Consider the following 22844-nt stretch of genomic DNA (forward strand, 5'->3'; position numbering starts at 1 on the left):
GTTCACCCCGTCGAGGTTAGTCCCGGGGCGCGCTGCACCGTCGGCGGCATGATCGGTGTCATTCCGGGGCTTTGGTGATGGCGAGGGAGGCGAACGCGATGGCGCGGTCGCATTCCGCCACGTTGCCGGGGGAGGGCTTCGACGATGCAACGATGGTGGTGACGATGGCGAATTCGGAGGCGAAGTTGGCGACGCAATAGTCGTTCTCGATAGCGACGGCGAGGGGGCGACCGTGCACCACCCTGTCAGGCTGCCAGGGCATCGAGCTCATGTACTTCTTGTACTCGGGCAGCGTCATTTCGCGGCCGACGATCTGCGAGTATTCGCCGCCGCCGCGGGCTGCGGTGTAGTCGTTGGCCCGCCAGCGGCAACCGCGGTAGTTGGGGTAGTCGATCTGGGCGGCGTCGCCGCGGGTAGCTGGGTTGATGCCCAGCGCTTGGAGTTCGGCATCGGTGTACGCACTGCAGGGCTCGAACGTGGTGCCGTCGGTGCGGTCGTTGGTCCGACCCTGGATCGTCGGGGTGAACGGGAGGGGCTTGACCGATGTGCGCGGCGATCTGAGCGGGGACGATGCCTCGCCCGGGATCTGGGACGCGCAACTAGCCACGAGCAGGAGCCCCGTCACGAGAGGCAGGATGCGCCGCACCTCAACCGCCGATCAGGCGGCGGATCTCGGCTTCGCTGGTGCCCTCGGTGCGCAGGAGTTGCCGCCCGATGTCGCGGAGCGCGTCCGCGATCGCGCGGGCGTCGGCGGCCTGAGCCCGCATCGAGTTGTACAGCGAACGGTCGTGTTCGTATGCGCCGAGGCGGATGTTGTGGGTGGCGGCCTCGCCCTCGACCGTCGGACCGAGGTTGTTCTGCTGACCAACCTCACGAAGGCTATACGCTGCGCTATCGACTCGATTCGCATGACGTTCGAAGGCACGGGCGAGTTGCTCCTGCGGGTTGCCGTCGGAGACCATGTTCGGGCGATCCTGGATCGCCACGCGGGCCAGCGCCATCATCCGGTCGAGGTCCTCGTCAGCCATGCGCGTGCCCTTCCCATGGACGTCGTCCGCAGGCGTCCCTATGAATTGGACGCATCAGCTCGGCGATCGGTTCCCAGCGGGCCGTGATCCGAGGGAACCGGACGGCGGCCTGGTGCGTCCAATGGGTATGAGCGGTTTTCGCGAGGTCGGCAGCACGGATGTCAGCGGGATGTCCGCAGCGGAGATCCGTGCGCTCGCACGGGCGATCTCGGGCGGGGGAGTCGAGGCGGATGCGCGCGCCGTCGGACAGACCGGGGCGACGCACGTGTTGAGCATCGCCGAGCTGGAGCGCGACATCGGCGTGATCGCGCCGAAGTGGACGGGGGAGGCGGCGGAGGAGAGCTACCTTCAGGCCGGCCGTTTCGTCCGGTCGTCGGCCGAGTTGGGGCTGGAGTTCGGGCGGACCGTCAAGCAGCTCACCGGCCTCTCCAGGACGGCGTACACGACGAACCAGCGATTCAGCGACCTCGCTGACTACTCTGAGCGCGGGAGTCGGAGCAACGACCGCGTCGGGGCCAGGGTCGCGGCGGAACTCCGGTCGATGTACACGGTGCCGGTGCGTGCGGATGCGAGCACGATGCCTCTCGGCGCGGAAGTGGCCAAGGTCCGCTACGACTTCAGGCCCTGGCAGCAGTGGGGTGACAAGGCCCCCGACAGCGCCCCGGTGGAGTACAACCCGCCGGGAGGCGGGACCGGCGACGGCTCGGGCGGGGGTGACGCCGGCGCCGGGGACGCGACGGCGGAGCCCGATGCGACGACCTCCGACGCGACGACCTCTGATGACACCCGCGCGACCGGCACGACGGCCGACGACGCGGCTACCGGCGCCGCGTCCGCACAGCAGGCCGGCACCGACCCGGGCACCGGAACGGGATCGAGCGGCACCGGGACCGGTACGGACTCGTCGGCGGGTGGGGGGAACGACACCCCGTCGGGCGATCCGACGGGCTATGACCGGTCCGACGACGACCCGGCGGCCGATGTCGAGCAGCCCACGTCGTTGCTCTCGCCGGCTGCGTCGGTCCCCGTCGGCGCGGGCGGCCGGGGCGCGGGCGTGAGCGGCGTGCGCGGAGGTGCGGGTCAGGTCGCCTCGCCGCTGGGGATGCGGCAGGAGACCGCTGTCGCCCGATCGACGCCCGCGCCGTCCGGCGCCGGTGCCACGAGCAGCGGGGCGCGCCCGTCGGGGCCCTTCGGTGCGCCCGCCGCCGGGGCGGGCGGACAACGCGGGCAAGGGAACGGCCGCCACCGTGTTCCGGCGTACCTCATCGATCGGCAGAACGGGGAGGAGCTGGTCGGTGATCTCCCGCTCGTGGGGCCTGGGGTGATCGGTCAGTGGAAGCCCGACGGTCCGCCGGACGCTCCGCGAACGGCCCCACCGCCGGCTAAGGCCGCGCCGCGCCCACGCTGACGGCGGCGACGAGCGCGGGCAGCGTCGTGGCGGCGGTGCCCCGCCAGTGGTACGAGGCGGAATCGCTGAGCGGCGTGATCTCGGGGTTGATCTCGATCACCGGGATGCCGGCGGCGAGCGCGGTCTCGGGGAGACGTGCCGCGGGATAGACGATGCCCGACGTGCCGATCACGAGCACCACGTCGGCCATCAATACCGCCGCCTCGGCGCGGCTCCACGCGTCCAAAGGCAGCGCTTCGCCGAACCAGACGATGCCGGGGCGGACGCGGGAGAGGCACTGCATGCACGTCGGCGGGGTCGCGCGGAGCTGCGGCGAGACGTCGGCATCGTCGGGAAGGAAGGCGTCGGCCCCGTCGTACCGGGCCCCGCAGTGCTCGCACCGCGGCTCGAACAGGCTGCCGTGCAGGTGCGAGAGGACGCGGGAACCCGCGCGCTCGTGCAGGTCGTCGACGTTCTGCGTGACGATCGAGACCGTCCGGTTCGCGGCCAGTTCGGCGAGGGCGAGGTGCCCCGCGTTCGGATCGGACTGCCGCGCGACGTGCGCGCGCCACTGGTACCAGCCCCAGACGAGTTCGTGATCGCGGTTCCAGCCGTCGACGGAGGCGATGGCCTCGGGGTCGTACTGCTCCCACAGGCCGGTCTGCGCCTCGCGGAAGGTGGAGATGCCGGATTCCCGGCTCATCCCCGCGCCGGTGAGCACCGCGACCGACTCGGCGGAGCGCACCTGCTCCACCACCTCGACGGGTACATCGGACCGGTCGGAGGGGTGCGTTCCGGGCTGCATCGGCTCAGCCTACCGAGGCCCGACGGGGCGATCGGAAAGGTAACGATTCGATAACAACTGCTACTCGCGGGAAACATCGGTGATCGCCGTCACGCGCTCCCAGACCTGCGTGGATTCATGGGTGTATCGGCATTCGGATACACCCGTGAATCGATATGCCCAAGCTACTCGCCGGTATACCCACTGGTTACATCTTCGCACGTCAGAGGTAGTGCCAATCCTGTGGTCTCATGGAATACGGGTTTTCCGCGGGCCTGCCGCGGACGTGCCGTCATGCGGCGCGCAGCGAGCTGATCCGAGGGAGATTCATGACTGTCGACGACTTCGTCACCGCGAATGCACGCACCGCGAAGGGACCGCGGAACAACGACGCACTGGTGGACAGGTTGGCAGCAGGGGAGCAGTACGCACTCACCTTCGGCGGGCAGGGCGGCCCGTGGCTGCCGGGTCTCGTCTCGCTCCTCGAGCAGACCGGTCTCGCCGATGATCCCGAGTACCGCGAACTCTTCGACGGCTTCGTCGCGCGCGCCGACAGCGTGCTCGAGCCCGTCCGCGCCGAACTGCTGCGCGCGCAGGCGCTGACCTTCGACCCGATGCGCTGGCGCGATGCGTCGATCGCCGCCTCCGAGGCCGAGACCACCGACGACGAGGCCGAGGATGCGGGTCAGGCCGCCGCACCCGCGTCGCGCCGGCTGCTCGCGCCCCAGGTCGAGGGCGCCGTGTTCTCCGTGCCCGGCGTGCTGTTCGCGCAGCTCGTCGCCCTGTACGGGCTGGAGGCCCAGGGGCTCGACCCGTGGGACGTGCCGCCCGTGGCCGCCATCGGCCACTCCCAGGGCCAACTCGCCGTCTCCGCCTTCGCCTCCCGTGGCAACGAGGGTGATCTGCTCGCGATCGCGCGCCTCATCGGCGCCGCGGGGCGTGTCGTCGCCCGCCGCAAGGGCCTCGTCGCTCTCGGCGGCGCCACCCCGATGATGGCGGTCACCGGCGTCCGTCAGGACAAGCTGGAGTCGCAGCTCGCGGACTTCACCGCCACCGTCGCCTTCGACGCCTGCGGCCCGGTCCTCGCGGTCCGCAACAACCGCAACTCCTTCGTGCTCACCGGCACCCCCAAGCTGCTCGCGGGCTTCCGCGAGTTCTGCGAGTCGGTCGCCGAGGCCGAGGAGGAGCAGCGCAAGGAGAAGCTCACCGGCGGCGCCGCCTTCGCCCCGAAGTTCGAGGACGTCGCGGTCGACATCGGCTTCCATCACCCGGCGCTCGCCGAGGGCGTCGCCCTGGTCACCGAGTGGGCCGAGCGCTGCGGCCTCGACGCCGAGGTCGCCGGCCGCCTCGCCGCGGCCGTGCTCGTCGAGCAGGTCGACTGGGTCGCCGACGTCGAGGGCGCGATCGCCAAGGGCGCCCGCTGGCTGATCGACCTCGGCCCGGAGGACATCGCCACCAAGCTCTCCGCCGCGCCCGCTCGTGGTCGCGGCGTGGGTCTCGTGCCCGCCACCACCCTGCGCGGTGCGCGCAACCTCTTCTCGCCCGGCGGCGTCCCCGAGCTGCCGCTGGCCTGGTCGGAGTTCTCGCCCCGCCTCGTCTCCCTCCCGGACGGCCGCACCGTGCTGTCCACCCGCTTCACCGAGCTCACCGGTCGCAGCCCCATCCTGCTCGCCGGCATGACCCCGACGACGGTCGATCCCGGCATCGTCGCCGCGGCCGCGAACGCCGGCCACTGGGCCGAGCTCGCCGGCGGCGGCCAGGTCACCGAGCCGATCTTCGCGGACAACATCGCCAAGCTCACCGACCTCCTCGAGCCCGGTCGCGCCGCCCAGTTCAACTCGCTCTTCCTCGACCCTTACCTGTGGAAGCTGCAGCTCGGCGGCAAGCGGATCGTGCAGAAGGCGCGTGCGGCCGGCGCCCCGCTCGACGGCGTCATCATCACCGCCGGCATCCCCGAGCTGGAGGAGGCCACGGCCCTCGTCGAGGAGCTCACCGAGGCCGGCATGCGCCACGTCGCCTTCAAGCCCGGCACCGTCGAGCAGATCCGCCAGGTGGCGCGCATCGCCGCCGAGGTACCGCAGTACCCGGTGATCGTGCACGTCGAGGGCGGCAAGGCCGGCGGCCACCACTCCTGGGAGGACCTCGACGAGCTGCTGCTCGTGACCTACGCCGAGCTGCGCGACCGCAACAACGTCGTGCTCGCCGTCGGCGGCGGCATCGGCACGCCCGAGCTGGCGGCCGAGTACCTGTCCGGCGAGTGGTCGCGCAAGTACGGTGCCCCCGCGATGCCGGTCGACGGCATCCTCGTCGGCACCGCGGCCATGGCGACCCTGGAGGCCACCACCTCCGACGACGTCAAGCGCCTCCTCGCCGAGATCCCCGGCACCCCCGACTGGATCGGTGCGGGCCACGCGGGTGGCGGCATGGCCTCGGGCCGCAGCCAGCTCGGCGCCGACATCCACGAGATCGACAACACCGCGTCCGCGTGCGGCCGCCTGCTCGACGAGGTCGCGGGCGACGCCGACGCCGTCGCCGAGCGCCGCGACGAGATCATCGCCGCGATGGCCGGTACCGCCAAGCCATACTTCGGCGACGCCGACGCGATGACCTACGCCCAGTGGCTCGAGCGCTACCTCGAGCTGTCGGTCGGCACCCGCGAGCAGGTCGCCACCGCCGATCCGAACCGCTTCGGCGACTACGGCTGGCTCGACATCACGCACCAGGACCGCTTCCTGTCGATGCTGCACCGCGCCGAGGCCCGCCTCGCCGAGGAGGACCGCGGCCCGATCGAGACCGCGTTCGCGGACGTGGCCGCCACCGACGACGCCTACGCCGCCCTCGACCGGCTGCTGCAGCGCTACCCGGAGGCCTCGTCGACCCGACTGCACCCCGCGGACGTGCCCTTCTTCGTCTCGCTGTGCCGCACCCCCGGCAAGCCGGTCAACTTCGTCCCCGTCGTCGACAAGGACGTCCGCCGCTGGTGGCGCTCCGACTCGCTGTGGCAGGCGCACTCGCCGCGCTACTCCGCCGACGAGGTGTGCATCATCCCCGGCCCGGAGGCCGTCGCCGGCATCACCCGCGTCGACGAGCCCGTCGGCGACCTGCTGAACCGCTTCGAGGCCGAACTGGTGCGCCGTCGCCTCGGCGCGGGCGATTCCCCGCAGGCCGTCGCCGGCCGTCGCGTCGTGCCGGACGTCGAGTCCGTGCCGCTGGCGCGGGCCCTCGCCGCGACCAACATCCTCTGGGCCGGCCGTCTCGTGCACAGCCCCATCGCCCGTCTCGGTGCCGGCAGCACCTGGACCGTCGACGGCGACTCGGCCCTGCACTCCGGCACCGGCGCACGCCTGTCCGTGACCGGCCCGAACGCCGTCGTCCTCGAGATCCCCGTGTCGGGCACCGATCTCGTGATCCCGATCCAGGTTCCGGACAGCTGCGCCGACGGTGGCGTCCCCGTCATCGAGCTCGGCGAGGCCAGCACGGCCATGTCCAAGCTCGTGGCCCTGGCCGCCGCCGGCGACCTTCCGCAGGTGGCGGACGGTGCCGCGACCATCGACTTCGAGTTCCGCGCCGAGGACGCCGCCGACCACGCGGCCATCACCGCGGACAGCCTCCCCGTGGGTCTGTCGGCCCTGTACGGCGACGAGCAGCTCGCCGTGCCGGACGCCTTCGTCGGCCTGTGCTGGCCGGCCTCGTTCGCCGTGGTCGGCGCCGCCACCACGGCCGAGGGACGCCCCGTCGTCGAGGGCATGCTCGACCTGGTCCACCTGGACCACGCGATCGAGCTGGCCACCAACCCGACGCCGGGCGCCTACCGCGCCACCGCGCGCCTCGAGGACGTGACCGCCACCGATATCGGCACCGTCGTCACCGTCGGCATCGACGTCCGCTCCCCGGGCGCCGACGCCCCCGCCGTCGTCATGACCGAGCGCTTCGCGATCCGCGGCCGCACCGGCGACGCCGAGCTGGCCGACCCGCAGCCCGCGGGCGGCGCGCGCGGCGAGACCGCCACCGAGACCCCGCGCAAGCGGCTCCGCCAGGCCGTCGTGAACGCCCCGCAGGACATGAGCGGCTTCGCCGCCGTCTCGGGCGATCACAACCCGATCCACACCTCGCAGGTCGCCGCCAGCCTGGCCGGTCTGCCCGGCCCGATCGTGCACGGCATGTGGCTCTCGGCCGCCGCGCAGCAGGTCGCCTCCGCCTCCAACGGCGACGTGATGCACCGCAAGATCCGTGGCTGGACCACCCGCTTCCTGGGCATGGTCCTCCCGGGCGACGAGGTGCAGTTCACCGTCGAGCGCGTCGGCATCGACCGCGGCGGCGAGCTGCTCGAGATCACCGCGCGGGTCGGCGACGACCTGGTGATGGCCGCCTCGGCCGTGGCCTTCCCGGCCGTCACCGCGTACGTCTTCCCCGGCCAGGGCATCCAGGGCAAGGGCATGGGCCTGAGCCAGCGCTCGCGCAGCAAGGCCGCCCGCGAGGTCTGGGACGCCGCCGACGCGCACACCCGCGAGAACCTCGGCTTCTCCATCCTCGCGGTGGTCCGCGACAACCCGCTGTCGATCCGGGCGAACGGTACGGTCTACAGCCATCCCGACGGTGTGCTGTACCTGACCGAGTTCACCCAGGTCGCGATGGCGACCGTGGCGTGCGCGCAGCTGGCCGAGCTCACCGAGATCGGTGCCCGCGTGGACGATCCGATCATCGCGGGTCACTCCGTCGGCGAGTACAACGCGCTGGCCTCGGCCGGCGTCCTGCCGCTCGGCACCATCCTCGAGACCGTCTTCCACCGCGGCCGCATCATGCAGCAGCTGGTGCCCCGCGACGAGGACGGCCGCAGCCCCTACTCCATGGCGGCGCTGCGCCCCGAGCTCTTCGACGTCGACGACGCCGAGCTCACCAACTGGGTCGAGGGCAACCTCGAGGGTGCCGACGAGTTCGCCGAGATCGTGAACCTCAACCTGCGTGGCGCGCAGTACGTGGTGGTCGGCAACGCCGCCGGCCTGGCCGCGCTGGAGAAGGCGATCGCCGAGCGCACCGGCAGCCCGAAGGCATTCCAGCTGGTGCCCGGCATCGACATCCCGTTCCACTCGTCGGTGCTGCGCGACGGCGTGCCCGAGTTCGCGGCGCGCCTGCAGGAGCTGGTGCCCGCCGAGTTCGACTACACCAAGCTGGTCGGCAAGTACCTGCCGAACCTCGTCGCCCGCCCCTTCGAGCTGACGGCCGACTTCGCGCTGTCCATCCTCGACGTGGTGCCGAGCGAGCCGGTGCGCGAGCTCGTCGCCGACTGGGAGCGCGCCGCCGCGCACCCGATGCAGACGGCGCGCACGCTGCTCATCGAGCTGCTGGCATGGCAGTTCGCGAGCCCCGTCCGGTGGATCGAGACGCAGGATCAGCTGCTCATCGACACCGATCACGGTGGCCTCGGCGTGGAGCGCTTCATCGAGGTGGGCCTCGCGTCCGCCCCGACGCTCGCGAATCTCGCCAGCCGCACGCTGGCCCTGGCCTCGTACCAGCGCGCCGCCGCGACCGTGCTCAACGCCGAGCGCGATGCGGCCAAGGTCTTCGCGACTGACGAGGACACCCCGGAGGACGACGGTGCCGACGCGGCCGAGGATGCGGCGCCCGCCGCGGCTCCCGTCGCCGCGGCTCCGACCGCCGCCCCGGTGGCGACCGCGCCGTCGGGTGGCCCGCGCCCGGCCGACCTCGGCTTCGACGCCGCGGACGCCACGCGCGCCATGATCGCGATCTGGACCAAGATGCGTCCGGATCAGCTGGAGAAGACCGACACCATCGAGACCCTGTGCGACGGCGTGAGCTCGCGCCGCAACCAGCTGCTGCTCGACCTGGGCTCGGAGCTCAACCTGGGCGCCATCGACGGTGCCGCGGAGGCCGACCTGCCGACGCTGGCGACCACCGTCACCAAGCTGGCGCGCACCTACAAGCCGCTCGGCCCCGTGCTGTCGGAGACCGTCGGCAACCAGTTGCGCAAGCTGCTCGGCTCCACCGGCAAGCGCCCCAACTACATCACCGAGTACGTGACCGGCACGTGGGAGCTGGGCCCGGGCTGGGCGCAGCACACCGTGCTGGCGCTGGCCACCGGCACCCGTGAGGGCGCCTCGGTCCGCGGCGGCGATCTCGCGACGCTGCTGGACGGTCCGGTGTCCAACGCGGCCGCGCTCGACGCGCTGATCGACCGCGCGGTGGCCGAGGTCGGCGCCGCGCAGGGCGTGCCCGTGGGCAAGCCTTCTGCCGGCGGCGGGGGCGGCGGCGCGACCGTCGACGCCGCGGCGCTCGCCGAGTTCACCTCCGCCATCACGGGCGAGGACGGCGCGCTCGCCGCGTCGGCCCGCGTGCTCCTGCAGAAGCTGGGGCTCGAGAAGCAGGAGAGCGGCCTGCCCGCGCTCGACGACGAGTCGGAGCGGCTCGCCGCGCTGATCGCCACCGAGCTGGGTGACGACTGGACCAGCGCCGTCGCGCCGGCCTTCGACGCGAACAAGGCCGTCCTCCTGGACGACCGCTGGGCCAGTGCCCGCGAGGACCTGCTCCGCGTGTGGAACATGGATCCGTCGACCTTCCCGACCTACAGCAAGCACATCCTGGAGACCGCGAAGGGTGCCGGCCCGGCACTGGTCAGCCAGGCCAAGTGGTGGGAGAAGAAGGCCACCGCGGCCGGACGGCCGGAGCACGCTCGTGCGTACGCCTTCCTCTCCGGACTCGCGGAGTCGACCCCCGAGCCGGGCGTCTACGCCGGCGAGGTGGCCGTGGTCACGGGCGCATCGGCCGGCTCGATCGCCGGTGCCGTCGCCGCGCGGCTGCTGGCCGGCGGCGCGACCGTCATCGCCACCACGAGCCGCCTCGACGAGAAGCGCCTCAACTTCTTCAAGGAGCTGTACCGCACCAGCGCCCGCACCGATGCGGCGCTGTGGGTGGTGCCCGCCAACATGGCGAGCTACGCCGATGTCGACGCACTGACCGCGTGGATCGGGGAGCGCCAGGCCGAGACGGTCGGCCCCTACACGGTGGTGCACAAGGAGGCGCTGGTCCCGACCATGCTCTTCCCGTTCGCGGCGCCCAGGGTCTCGGGTGACATGTCCGACGCCGGCCCGCGCGCCGAGCTCGAGATGAAGATCCTGTTGTGGTCGGTGGAGCGGCTCATCGCCGGCCTGGCGTCCATCGGCAAGGACGTCGATCTGGCCTCGCGGCTGCACGTCGTGCTCCCGGGTTCGCCCAACCGCGGCATGTTCGGCGGCGACGGAGCGTACGGCGAGTCGAAGGCCTCGCTCGATGCGCTCGTCACCCGCTGGAACGCCGAGAAGTCCTGGTCGGAGCGCGTCACCCTGGCCCACGCCATCATCGGCTGGGTCCGCGGCACGGGCCTCATGGGCGGCAACGACCCGCTGGTCGAGGCCGTCGAGGCGGCCGGCGTGCGCACCTGGTCGACGTTCGAGATGGCCGACAAGCTGCTCGCCAACGCGAGCGCCGAGGCGCGGGAGCGGGCCGCGACGGCACCGCTGTTCGACGATCTCACCGGCGGCCTGGGCGGCGTCAATCTCGATATGAAGGCCCTCGCAGAGCAGGCCATGGAGGCCCGTCTCGCGGAGGCGGCGGAGGGCGACGACGAGGGCACCATCGCGGCCCTGCCGGGTGCCCCGGTCGCGACCCTGGGCGATCCCGACTGGGGCTCGATCGAGGCCCGGCCCGAGGACATGGTCGTCATCGTCGGCGCCGGCGAGGTCGGCCCGTACGGCAGCTCGCGCACCCGGTTCGAGATGGAGGTCGACGAGAAGCTCTCGGCGGCCGGCGTCGCCGAGCTGGCGTGGGTGACCGGCATGATCACCTGGGAACAGGACCCCGAGCCGGGCTGGTACGACGCCGAGTCCGGTGAGCTGGTGCCCGAGGCCGAGCTGGCCGACAAGTACCACGACGCGGTCGTGGAGCGCTGCGGCATCCGCGAGTTCAGCAACGACGGCGACATCGTCGATCAGACGGCGCCGCTGCTGGTCTCGGTGTTCCTGCCGGAGGACATGTCCTTCGTGGTGGCGAACGAGGCGGAGGCCCGGGCCTTCGTGGACGCCGATCCGGAGAACACCCGCGCGGTGCCGATGGAGTCCGGCGAGTGGAACGTCACCCGCAAGGCGGGCACGGAGATCCGGGTGCCGCGCCGCACCAAGCTGCTGCGCAGCGTGGGCGGACAGGTGCCGGACGGTTTCGACCCGACGCACTGGGGCATCACGCCGGAGATGGTCGAGTCGGTCGACCGGCTCGCGATCTGGAACCTGGTCGCCACCGTCGACGCCTTCATCTCCGCGGGCTTCGAGCCGGCCGAGCTGATGGAGTACGTGCACCCGTCGCACGTGGCGAACACACAGGGCACGGGCATGGGCGGCATGAGCTCGATGCGCGACCTGTTCATCAACACCCTGCTGGGTGAGCCGAACCAGAACGACATCCTGCAGGAGGCCCTGCCGAACGTCGTGGCCGCGCACGTGGTGCAGAGCTACGTGGGCAGCTACGGCGCGATGATCCACCCGGTCGCGGCGTGCGCCACGGCGGCGGTCTCCGTCGAAGAGGGCGTCGACAAGATCAAGGTCGGCAAGGCCCTGTTCGCGGTCACGGGCGGCTTCGACGACCTCTCGATCGAGGGCATCACCGGCTTCGGCATGATGCAGGCCACCGCGGACAGCGAGAAGATGCTGGCCAAGGGCATCAGCCCCCGCCGCTTCTCACGCGCCAACGACCGTCGGCGCGGCGGCTTCGTCGAGTCCAACGGCGGCGGCACGGTGCTGCTGGCCCGCGGCGACATTGCGGCGAAGATGGGCCTGCCCGTCCTCGGCGTGGTGGCGTGGGCGCAGAGCTTCGGCGACGGTGTGCACACCTCGATCCCGGCGCCGGGCATGGGCGCGCTGTCCGTGGCCGCCGGCGGCCCGGAGGCCCCGATGGCGCGCAGCCTGCGGCAGCTGGGCGTCTCGGCGGACGACGTCTCGATCATCAGCAAGCACGACACGTCGACCAACGCGAACGACCCGAACGAGGCGAACCTGCACGAGCGGATCGCCGCGTCGATCGGCCGCTCCGAGGGCGCCCCGATGTTCGTGGTCTCGCAGAAGTCGCTCACCGGCCACGCGAAGGGCGGCGCCGCCGCCTTCCAGCTGATCGGCATGTGCCAGATGCTCAACGAGCAGGTGGTCCCGCCGAACCGCAGCCTGGACTGCGTGGACGACGAGATGCGCAAGTACCCGCACCTGGTGTGGCTGCGCGAGACGCACCGTTTCGACAAGAGCTTCCGGCCGAAGGCGGGCCTGCTCACCTCGCTGGGATTCGGCCACGTCTCGGGCCTCATCGCGGTCGTTCACCGGGACGCCTTCCTGGCCTCGCTCGACGAGGCGGCGCGGGCCGAGTACCTGGCGACGGCGCGCGAGCGCGAGGTCGCGGGTCGGCGCGCGGTGCTCTCCGCCATGTGCGGCCGCTCGGACCTGTACCGCAAGCCGCCGGCCGGACGGCGCTTCGGTGCCGACGTCTCGTCGGAGGTCACGGACCGGAACGAGGCGGCCCTGCTGCTCGACGAGAGCGAGCGGCTGGGACCCGACGGCACGTACTGCGCCGACGGATGCCGGTAGCCGGATAGGCTTCCCGCCATGGCCGTGGTGGGAGTCGGGATCGACGTGGTGCACGTGCCCGGGTTCGCGGAGCAACTCGCGCAGCCCGGGACCACGATGCTCTCGTCGTTCAGTCCCGCCGAACGACGGGACGCCGCGGGCGACGTCCGCTCCTTGGCCGCCAGGTGGGCGGCCAAGGAGGCCGTCTTCAAGGCCTTCTCGTCCGGCTTCTACGCCCAGCGGCCGGCCGAGAAGGAGGTCGGCGCGCGGGAGGTGGAGGTCGTCTCCGATGCCTGGGGGAGGCCCGCGATACGGGTGTACGGCCGTATCGCGGACGACCTGGGCCCGGGTGCGACGATCCATGTGTCACTCACCCACGACGGTGACACCGCGGCGGCGTTCGCGGTGATCGAGAGAACGTAAAGAGCACGACGGTCCGGCAGCGGACTGCAGTCGGGCAGAGGATTGAGCCGAAAGGGAACAAGCGAGTGTTCAGCCGAATCGCCATCGTGAACCGAGGTGAGGCCGCGATGCGCCTCATTCATGCGGTCCGCGACCTGGCCGCCGAGACCGGGCAGCAGATCGAGACCGTCGCCCTCTACACCGACGTCGACCGGACTGCGACCTTCGTCCGCGAGGCCGACATCGCCTACGACCTGGGCCCCGCCGCGGCGCGGCCGTACCTCAACTACGAGCTGCTGGGTAAGGCCCTGCAGGAGACCGGCGCCGACGCGGCGTGGGTCGGCTGGGGCTTCGTCGCCGAGGATCCCGTCTTCGCCGAGAAGTGCGCCGAGGTCGGCGTCGTCTTCGTCGGCCCGAGCCCCGAGGCCATGCGTCAGCTGGGCGACAAGATCGGCGCCAAGCTCATCGCCGAAGAGGTCGGCGTCCCCGTCGCGCCGTGGAGCCGCGGCCCCGTGGAGACGCTCGAGGACGCCAAGGACAAGGCCAAGGACATCGGCTACCCGCTGATGCTCAAGGCGACGGCCGGCGGCGGCGGTCGTGGTATCCGCATGGTCGCCTCCGACGCGGACCTCGAGGAGGCCTACCTCCGCACCCGTGAGGAGGCCGAGCGCGCCTTCGGCAGCGGCGTCGTCTTCCTCGAGCGCCTGGTCACCGGTGCCCGCCACGTCGAGGTCCAGGTGATCTCCGACGGCGAGACCGCGTGGGCCCTCGGCGTGCGCGACTGTTCGGTGCAGCGCCGTAACCAGAAGGTCATCGAGGAGTCGGCCTCGCCCGTGCTCGGGGCCGAGCAGGTGCAGCGGCTCAAGGAGTCCGCGGAGCGCCTCGCGATCAAGGTCGGCTACCGCGGCGCCGCCACCGTCGAGTTCCTGTACCACCCGGGCGACGATCTGCTCGCCTTCCTCGAGGTGAACACCCGCCTGCAGGTCGAGCACCCCATCACCGAGGTCACCAACGACTTCGATCTGGTGCGCGCGCAGCTGCACGTCGCCTCGGGCGGCAAGCTCGACGGTGTGCGTCCGGTCGAGCGCGGGCACGCCATCGAGGCGCGCCTGAACGCGGAGGATCCGGACCGCGACTTCGCGCCCGCGCCGGGCCGCATCGCGCTGCTGGATCTGCCCGCCGGCCCCGGTATCCGCATCGATACCGGCGTCTCGCAGGGCGACACCATCCCCGCCGACTTCGATTCGATGATCGCCAAGGTCATCGCCTACGGCAGCGACCGCGAGCAGGCCCTCGGCCGCCTGCGCCGCGCCATGAACGAGACCCGCGTCATCATCGAGGGCGGCGCCACGAACAAGAGCTTCGTCCTGGATCTGCTGAACCAGCCCGAGGTGATCGACGGCAGCGCCGACACCGGCTGGATCGACCGCGTCCGCGGCGAGGGCCGACTGGTGGCCGACCGCCACACCTCCGTCGCGCTGGCCTCCGCGGCGATCGACGCCTACGAGGACGAGGAGCGGGCCGAGCTGGCCCGTCTGCTCACCACCGCCTCGGGCGGCCGCCCGCAGGTGCAGCACGAGAGCGGCACGCCGCTCGACTTCAAGCTGCGCGGCGCGAGCTACCGTGTCCGCGTGGCCCGCACCGGCGCCCACACCTTCCGCCTCGTCATCGACACGGGCGCGGAGACCCGCACCGCGGACGTCGATCTGGAGCGTTTCGACAACCACACCGGCCAGGCCGTCGTGAACGGCGTCCGCTACCGGCTCACCACCGGCACCCACGGCCCGGTGCACGTGGTCGACGTGGACGGCGTCACCCACCGGGTCAGCCGCGACGAGGGCGGCGTGGTCCGCTCGCCCGCTCCGGCCCTGGTGGTCGCCGTGCCGCTGGCCGTCGGCGACGAGGTCGAGGCCGGCGCCCCGATCCTCGTGCTCGAGTCGATGAAGATGGAGACGGTGCTCCGCGCGCCCTTCTCGGCGCGCCTCAAGGAGTGCTCGGTCACCGTCGGCAGCCAGGTCGAGGCGGGCGCCGCGCTGCTGCGGCTCGAGCCCCTGGGCGACGGCGACGAGGACGCCGCCGGGTCCGCGGCGGGCCCGATCGACCTGCCGGCCGAGCCGGCCCAGGTCGGTGCCGTCGAGCGTGCCGCTGCGGGGCGTGACGCCCTGCGCAGCCAGCTGCTCGGCTTCGACGTCGATCCGGCGGATGAGAGCCGCCTGCTCGACGAGTACCTCGTGGACCGGGTGGCCGCCGAGCTCGAGGGCGCGGTCCCGGCCGCCGAGGAGTTGGCGCTCGCCGGCGTCTTCGCCGATCTCGCCGAGCTCGGTCTGCGCCGCTCGGTCGGCGGTGACGACGAGGTGCACAGCCCGCGCGAGCACTTCCACACCTACCTGCGCAGCCTCGACGCGGACCGCGCGGGCCTGCCCGACTCGTACCGCGCCAAGCTGGCGTCGGCACTGGGGCACTACGGCGTCGCCGAGCTCGACCGGACGCCGGATCTGGAGTCCGCCGTCTTCCGCATCTTCCTCGCGCAGCAGCGGCCCAAGGTCGGCGTCCGCGTGATCACCGCGCTGCTGCGCAAGTGGCTCCGCGAACCCGCCCCGTCGGCCGAGCAGGGCGGCGACGCCCGCGCCGTGCTCGAGCGCCTCATCGACGCGACGCAGTCGCGGTACCCGGTCATCGCGGATCTCGCCCGCGGCGTCGTTTTCGCCTGGTTCGGCCAGCCCCTGCTGCGCGGTAACCGTGAGGGCGTGTACGCCGCGGTCCGTGCGCACCTGACGCACCTCGACCAGAACCCCACGGCCGCCGATCGGGCCGATCGGATCGCCGAGATGGTGCGCAGCACCGAGCCGCTGGTCCTGCTGCTGGGCGAGCGCCTGGCGGGGGATCATCCCACCGACAACGCGGTCATGCTCGAGGTCCTGACCCGTCGTTACTACGGCAACAAGGGGCTCACCGAGGTCCGCACGCAGGACGTGGCGGGCACCGAGTGGGTCGTCGCCGCGCGCGACGGTGCGCTGCTCGCCTCCGCGGCCGTCGCCTACGACGGGCTCGGTGACGCGGTCGCCGGTCTCGCGAAGGTCGCCGACGGTGCCGCGTCCGTGGACGCCGACATCTACCTCAGCTGGGAGCAGCAGCCCGAGGACCAGGACGAGATGGTCGCGGCCTTCGACAGCGTGCTGTCGGCGCATCCGCTGCCGGCGCAGGTGCGCCGCGTGACGATCACCGTCGCGGGCAGCGGTGGCGCGGTCATGCACCATCACTTCACCTTCCGCGCCGCCACCAACGGCGTTGCGGAGGACCGCCTCATCCGGGGCCTGCACCCGTACATCGCGCAGCGCATGCAGCTCGAGCGCCTGCGCCGCTTCGACCTGACGCGCCTGACCTCGTCGGACGACGAGGAGGTCTACCTCTACCGCGCGGTCGCCAAGGAGAACCCTGCGGACGATCGCCTCGTCGCCTTCGCCCAGGTCCGCGACCTGGCTGCGGTGCGCGACGGCAAGGGCCGCCTGCTCGCCCTGCCGACCGCCGAGATCGCGCTCGCGACGTGCGTGGACTCGATCCGTCGGGCCCAGGCCGCTCGCCCGAGTGCGAAGCGGCTGCCCACCAACCGGATCGTCATGTACATCTGGCCGCCGGTGGACCTGAGCGACGCCGAGCTCGAGGCGCTCGCCGGGCACATCGAGTCGACCACGGTCGGCGCGGGTCTCGAGGAGGTGCTGCTGATCGGCCGCCGCCGTGACGCGGCCACGGGCGAACTGGTCAAGACCGAGGTGCGGGTCTCCTTCAGCCCCACCGGCCGCGCCGATCTGCACATCGGCGCTCCCGCGGAGGACGCGGTCGACGTGGTGGAGCCGATCGACGGCTACCGCCAGAAGGTGCTGCGCGCCGCGAGCCGCAACACGGTGTACCCGTACGAGCTGACCGGCGCACTGGGCGATTTCGTCGAGTACGAGCTGGCCGAGGGTGACATCGCCGACGTGCTCGTGCCCACGGACCGGCCGAAGGGACGCAACACGGCCGGCATCGTCGTGGGCGTCATCTCGACCGCGACCGATCTGTATCCCGAGGGCGTCAAGCGCGTTCTGCTGCTGGGTGATCCGACGAAGTCGCTCGGCGCGCTCGCGGAGGCGGAGTGCCGCCGGATCAGCGCGGCGATCGATCTGGCGCACCGGATGGAGCTGCCCGTCGAGTGGTACGCCCTGTCCGCCGGCGCCCGCATCTCCATGGACTCGGGCACCGAGAACATGGACTGGGTCGCGGCGGCGCTGAAGAAGATCGTCGAGTTCACGCAGCAGGGCGGTGAGATCAACATCGTCTCCGCCGGCATCAACGTGGGCGCGCAGCCGTACTGGAACGCCGAGGCGACCATGCTCATGCACACCAAGGGCGTGCTGATCATGACGCCGGAGTCGGCGATGGTGCTCACCGGCAAGCAGTCGCTGGACTTCTCGGGCGGCGTCTCCGCCGAGGACAACTTCGGCATCGGCGGCTACGACCGGATCATGGGACCGAACGGCCAGGCGCAGTACTGGGCGGCGGATCTCATGGGCGCGCATTCGATCCTGATGGAGCACTACGCGCACACCTACATCGCCCCGGGCGAGCAGGCACCGCGTCGCGCCGCCACGACGGATCCGGCCGACCGCGATATCACGACCTTCCCGCACGTGCTGGCCGACAGCGATTTCACGACGGTGGGCGACATCTTCTCCGCGGAGAAGAACCCGGATCGCAAGAAGCCCTTCGACATCCGCACCGTGATGCGCGCGCTGTCCGACCAGGACCACGAGGTGCTCGAGCGCTGGGCCGGCATGGCCGACGCCGAGACCGCGGTGGTGCAGGACGTGCACATCGGCGGCATCCCGGTCTGCCTGCTGGGCATCGAGTCGAAGTCGGTCCCGCGCCTGGGCTTCCCGGCCACCGACGGCCCGGACACCTACACGGCCGGCACGCTGTTCCCGCAGTCGTCGAAGAAGGCGGCCCGCGCGATCAACGCGGCGAGCGACAACCGCCCGCTGGTGGTGCTCGCCAACCTGTCGGGCTTCGACGGTTCGCCGGAGTCGCTGCGCAAGCTCCAGCTGGAGTACGGCGCCGAGATCGGTCGCGCGATCGTCAACTTCTCCGGTCCGATCGTCTTCTGTGTGATCTCGCGCTACCACGGCGGCGCGTTCGTGGTGTTCAGCAAGCAGCTGAACCCGAACATGACGGTGCTGGCCATCGAGGGATCCTTCGCGTCCGTGCTCGGCGGCGCCCCCGCTGCTGCGGTGGTCTTCTCGGGCGAGGTCAACGCCCGCACCGCGGGTGACGCCCGGGTCAAGGAGCTCGAGGCTCAGCTCACCGAGGCCACCGGCACCGAGCGCGCCGCGCTGCTCGCGGAGCTCGACGAGGTGCGCGGCTCCGTCCGGGCCGAGAAGCTGGGTGAGGTCGCCTCCGAGTTCGACGGGGTCCACAGCATCCGTCGCGCGGTCGAGGTCGGCTCGGTCGACGAGATCATCGCCGCCGCGGATCTGCGCCCGAAGATCATCTCGGTGATCGAGGCCGCGCAGTAGGTTCCATTACGCACGAAGGGCACCGTCGGGGATTCCCGACGGTGCCCTTCGGCAATGTATGGCCACCCGAAGCGGAAACCGGCCACTGCTCCCAGTCGATCCCGGCAAGGCCTTCAGCGGATCAGAGGATCGGGGACCTCAAGGTCTGGATGCTCGTAGATGGCGGCGATCGCGGCAGGATCGTCTGCCGCGCAGACCGCAGCAACGTCGTCGAGGAGGTAGTCGTAGTCCGGTCCGGTCGTTCCCTCGTAGGCCTCGGTCATCCGACCCCATTCGTCCCAGGGGAGCATCTCGACCTTGTTCAGGGACGCGAGATCCTTCACCAGGTTTCCGCGGATCTCTGCGGGCCCCCAGTTCTCCGTGCCGAACACGCCGAACCGATCTGCGTTGATCTCCCCGCGCCGGAAGGCGATCCACGCTTCGGCCCCCGACAGGAACTGGTCTTGTGCAAGATCTTCGGGATGTTCGACCACTTTCTGCCCGAGAATCTCCGGATCGAGACGGATCCACCTACCACCATCGTGGTCGCGGTACTCGACCATCCAGTGGTCGACTGCTCGGTCCTTCACGAAGTAGGTCGCGAATCCGCAGCGGACGCGGGATGGCACTCCGCGATGACGCAGCAGGGAACACGCGAGTACCGCGAAATGGCGACACGTGCCGACCACGCGCTGGTGCGGTTCCCGCGGCTCTGTGATCGGCCTCGGAGCAAGCTCGTACAGGCGAGCAACCAGGTCGGCAGCCGGCCGGACCTGATTCTCCGCCTGACGGTGCTCGGGGAGATCACGCGCGCCCGGATCGGTCGGCTGAATCACCAAACCCTGCACCGGCACGCAGATCGCCACCGGATCGGTGTCGAGCACCCCGATCGCCGCTGACTGCACTCCGTCCAGACCAGTCAGCCGCCCCGGGCGGTCATACGCGATCGTCACACCGACGAGCGTAACCAGCTCGGTGCCGACAGGTCCGCCGGACGGCGCTGTCCGGAACGGACAGAATCCGAGAGTCGTGCGGCGGGAGCAGAATCACTAGCTGTCGAATCCAGGAGATGACGAACGGCCGGGTCGCGCAAGGCGACCCGGCCGTTCGTCGTGGAAGATCTACAGCGCGAGATCGCGCCCGATGATCTCCTTCATGATCTCGGACGAGCCGGCCCAGATGCGGGTGACGCGGGCGTCCATCCACGCGCGGGCGGCGCGGTACTCGCGCATGTAGCCGTAGCCGCCGTGCAGCTGCACACAGGAATCGAGCACCTGGTTCTGGATTTCGGCGGAGATGTACTTGACCTTCGCCGCGTCGACGGCGGTCAGCGTGCCCTCGGCGTGCGCGAGAATCGCCTGGTCGACGTAGGCCTGCACCATCTCGATCTTGGTCACCAGGTCGGCCAGCAGGAACTTGTTGTGCTGGAACGAGCCGATGGACGCGCCGAAGGCCTTGCGCTCGCGCGCGTACTCGATGGTCTCGGCGAGGATCTGCTTGGCGTGCGCGACATTGCCCACGGCCGAGCCGATGCGCTCCTGGGGCAGCTTCTCCATCATGTGGTAGAAGCCGCGGTCCACCTCGCCGATGAGGGCGCTGGAGGGCACTCGGAGATCGGAGTAGAAGAGCTCCGCGGTGTCCGCCTCGGGCTGGCCCACCTTGTCGAGCTTGCGGCCGCGCTCGAAGCCGGGCAGCGAGCAGTCGACGGCGAACAGCGAGATGCCCCGCGCCTTGGCGTCGGGGTTGGTCTTCGCCGCGATCACCGCGACGTCGCAGGTGTAGCCGTTGGTGATGAACGTCTTGGAGCCGTTGAGGATCCAGTCGTCGCCGCTGCGCACAGCGGTCGACTTGATGCCGGCCAGGTCCGAGCCGGCGGCGGGCTCGGTCATGCCGATCGCGGCCACCGCATCGCCGGACGCGATGGCGGGCAGCCACTGCTGCTTCGCCTCCTCGGTGCCCAGGCGCACGATGTACGGGGTGGTGATGTCGAAGTCGATGCCCACCGAGCTGGCGAAGGCCATCGAGACCGCCGCCAGCTCCTCCTGCGCGACGGCGTTGAAGCGGTAGTCGTCCGCCTCGCCGCCGCCGTACGACTCGGGGATCTCCAGGCCGAGAACGCCCTGCTCGCCGAGGCCGCGCCAGACGTCGCGGGGGATCAGCTTGTCGTCGATGTACTGCTCGGCGTGCGGCAGGACCTGCTTCTGCAGGTAGTCGCGGACGGCGGAGCCGAACTGCAGGTGATCCTCGGAGTAGATGGTGCGTTCCACGTCGGTGGGTTCCTCTCTAGAGCTTCAGGTCGCGGCGCAACTTGGCGACGTGCCCGGTCGCGCGCACGTTGTACTGCGCCACCTCGATGGTGCCGTCCGCAGCGATGACGAACGTCGACCTGATGACGCCCGTCACGGTCTTGCCGTACATCATCTTCTCACCGAAGGCGCCGTATTCGGTAAGCACCTGCTTATCAGGGTCCGAGAGGAGCGGAAATGTGATCGAATCGCGCTCCTGGAACTTCTTGAGCTTCTCCGGCTTGTCCGGGGAGATGCCCAGGACGGCGAGGCCCGCGTCGCCGAAGTCGGCCAGATTATCGCGGAAGTCGCAGGCCTGCTTCGTGCAACCGGGCGTCATCGCCGCGGGGTAGAAGTACAGGACGACCCGCTGGCCACGGTAGTCGTCGAGTGAAACGGGCTTGCCGTCCTGGTCGGGCAAAGTGAAAGAAGGTGCATTAACTCCCGGCTCCAGCCGCGTCGATGTCGTCATGCCGCTACCGTATCGGTCATGGCACCACAGGACGAGGGATCGGGGCCCTCCGGCGCCGCCGGCGGTCGCGGGCGCACCCGTATCCGGAATCTGGCGAGCGCTGCGCTCAACGCGGACATGACGATCGATCAGGCGACCGCCATGCTCGAGGACATGTCCGTGACCATGGACAACATGAGCGCGACCATGTCCACGTTCGACGAGACCGTGGCCCGGGTGAATCGAAACCTCGACGAGTTCGAGAAGCTCACCGCACGGTTCTCGGCCACCCTCGAGAAGACCGACGCGGCGCTGGAGAAGCTCAACTCGCTGTTGGCGGTGCCCGGTGCCGCGGTGACCGTCGCGGAGCGGGTGCTCGCGGTGCCGAACGAGATGTCCAGGCGGCTCCGCGGCAAGTCCTGACGACGGACCGTCCGGACGTCAGATGCGGCGATACCCGTTCGACAGTCCTACCAGGAGTTCCGCGACCAGCGGATTCGGTGTCGCATCCGTGCGCAGTACTGCGGAGACGGGCAGGGTGAAGCCCGGTGCGGGACGACTGGCGATGCCGGGCTGCCGCGGGTCCTCGTACAGCAGGGTCCAGCCGTCGGGGTGGTTGATCAGCTCGAAGGCAACGGGGTGGTCGTCGCGGATCTCCGGCCCGAGGAGAACGTTCAGGCCGTCGGCGGTGAAGACCTTGTCGACGAGTCGGTGCAGCAGCACCTGGTGGTGGGGCGGCGGCAGGAGCAGGGGGTACTGCGCCAGCTCCGCGGTCGTCGGTGCCCTCCCGAGCGCCGCCAGCGGATGTCGGGTGGAGAAGGCGATGAGCGGATTGTCGACCCAGAGCGGTTCGAGGTAGAGGCCCGGCTCGTCGAGGCGGCCGCGGATCAGCGCAAGGTCGGCTTCGCCCGATCTCACGGCGGCGATGCGCTGGGCGAAGGGCATGATGAGGAAGTCGATCTCCGCTCCGGGGTGTCGTTCTCGGACGTCGGACGCGGCGGCGAGCGCGGATCGCGCGAAGGACATGTTCGCCGCGAGCCGGATCCGGTCCGGGCGGGGACGGACGGCGTCGACGGCCTCGTCGCGCAGCCGGAGCAGTTCCCGGGCGCGGGGGAGGAGCGCCTCGCCGGCGTCGGTGAGCCGCACCCGTCGCCCCGCGCGCTCGAAGAGCTCGGCTCCCAGCTCCTTCTCCAGCGTGGCGATCTGGTGGCTCACCGCCGATTGCGAGACGAAGCACTGCTTCGCCGCGCGCGAGAAGCCCCCGTGGTCCGCCACCGCGACCAGGTACTCGAGCTGACGGAACTCCATTCCACGAGTATATGAACAGAACAGATGGATTGCATCATCAGGAGGGCGATCTACCAGGTTGAAGCCGGTCTATCC

General features: G+C 70.9%; 12 protein-coding genes. 5 read left to right on the forward strand and 7 right to left on the reverse strand.

Translation table 11 applies throughout. The features are described from left to right. Window positions 1-58: 58 nt before the first annotated feature. Together FK268_RS18360 and FK268_RS18365 are read right to left on the reverse strand one after the other, a co-directional pair. Window positions 59-625 carry a DUF3558 domain-containing protein gene (locus tag FK268_RS18360; RefSeq protein ID WP_231707141.1) on the reverse strand — a complete coding sequence of 189 codons (567 nt, stop codon included), beginning with the start codon at window positions 623-625 and terminating at the stop codon, window positions 59-61. A gap of 22 nt (window positions 626-647) precedes the next feature. Continuing rightward, the gene (locus FK268_RS18365; protein ID WP_146436694.1) at window positions 648-1028 is read right to left on the reverse strand and encodes a hypothetical protein; all 381 of its coding nucleotides are present in this window, start codon (window positions 1026-1028) and stop codon (window positions 648-650) included. A gap of 169 nt (window positions 1029-1197) precedes the next feature. Between FK268_RS18365 and FK268_RS18370 the strand changes: the two genes are divergently transcribed. Next, window positions 1198-2436: a hypothetical protein gene (locus FK268_RS18370; protein ID WP_146436696.1), complete on the forward strand. Its 1239-nt coding sequence runs from the start codon at window positions 1198-1200 to the stop codon at window positions 2434-2436. Here the strand turns inward: FK268_RS18370 and FK268_RS18375 are convergent. Continuing rightward, a complete protein-coding gene (locus FK268_RS18375) occupies window positions 2411-3220 on the reverse strand; it encodes an NAD-dependent deacylase (protein WP_146436698.1) in 810 nt (269 codons plus the stop codon). The two genes, FK268_RS18370 and FK268_RS18375, sit on opposite strands and share 26 nt — an antisense overlap. A 308-nt stretch (window positions 3221-3528) precedes the next feature. Here FK268_RS18375 and FK268_RS18380 point away from each other — a divergent pair, with 308 nt between their 5' ends. The 3 genes from FK268_RS18380 to FK268_RS18390 all read left to right on the forward strand — a co-directional run bounded on the left by FK268_RS18380 (window position 3529) and on the right by FK268_RS18390 (window position 18746). Continuing rightward, window positions 3529-12816 (forward strand): type I polyketide synthase, encoded by a 9288-nt coding sequence (locus FK268_RS18380; RefSeq protein ID WP_146436700.1) that lies wholly within the window; start codon window positions 3529-3531, stop codon window positions 12814-12816. An 18-nt stretch (window positions 12817-12834) separates the two neighbouring features. Continuing rightward, window positions 12835-13218 carry a holo-ACP synthase AcpS gene (gene acpS, locus FK268_RS18385; protein ID WP_146436702.1) on the forward strand — a complete coding sequence of 128 codons (384 nt, stop codon included), beginning with the start codon at window positions 12835-12837 and terminating at the stop codon, window positions 13216-13218. 65 nt (window positions 13219-13283) lie between these two features. Next, a complete protein-coding gene (locus FK268_RS18390; protein ID WP_146436704.1) occupies window positions 13284-18746 on the forward strand; it encodes an ATP-binding protein in 5463 nt (1820 codons plus the stop codon). Window positions 18747-18859: 113 nt separating this feature from the next. Here FK268_RS18390 and FK268_RS18395 read toward each other — a convergent pair whose 3' ends face one another. The 3 genes from FK268_RS18395 to bcp all read right to left on the reverse strand — a co-directional run bounded on the left by FK268_RS18395 (window position 18860) and on the right by bcp (window position 21482). After that, window positions 18860-19678 carry a transglutaminase-like domain-containing protein gene (locus tag FK268_RS18395; RefSeq protein WP_231707142.1) on the reverse strand — a complete coding sequence of 273 codons (819 nt, stop codon included), beginning with the start codon at window positions 19676-19678 and terminating at the stop codon, window positions 18860-18862. A gap of 168 nt (window positions 19679-19846) precedes the next feature. Next, window positions 19847-20992, reverse strand: a complete 1146-nt coding sequence (locus FK268_RS18400; protein ID WP_146436707.1) for an acyl-CoA dehydrogenase family protein — start codon at window positions 20990-20992, stop codon at window positions 19847-19849. A gap of 16 nt (window positions 20993-21008) precedes the next feature. Beyond that, window positions 21009-21482 (reverse strand): thioredoxin-dependent thiol peroxidase, encoded by a 474-nt coding sequence (gene bcp / locus FK268_RS18405; protein WP_146436709.1) that lies wholly within the window; start codon window positions 21480-21482, stop codon window positions 21009-21011. Between the two features lie 18 nt (window positions 21483-21500). Here bcp and FK268_RS18410 point away from each other — a divergent pair, with 18 nt between their 5' ends. After that, window positions 21501-21884 carry a hypothetical protein gene (locus FK268_RS18410; RefSeq protein WP_146436712.1) on the forward strand — a complete coding sequence of 128 codons (384 nt, stop codon included), beginning with the start codon at window positions 21501-21503 and terminating at the stop codon, window positions 21882-21884. 18 nt (window positions 21885-21902) lie between these two features. On the opposite strand, the gene FK268_RS18415 is transcribed toward FK268_RS18410, so the two are convergent. After that, the gene (locus tag FK268_RS18415) at window positions 21903-22769 is read right to left on the reverse strand and encodes a LysR family transcriptional regulator (RefSeq protein ID WP_146436714.1); all 867 of its coding nucleotides are present in this window, start codon (window positions 22767-22769) and stop codon (window positions 21903-21905) included. Window positions 22770-22844: the final 75 nt, after the last annotated feature.

Source organism: Tsukamurella sputi, from assembly GCF_007858445.1.
In the GTDB taxonomy this organism is placed as follows: Bacteria; Actinomycetota; Actinomycetes; order Mycobacteriales; family Mycobacteriaceae; genus Tsukamurella; species Tsukamurella sputi.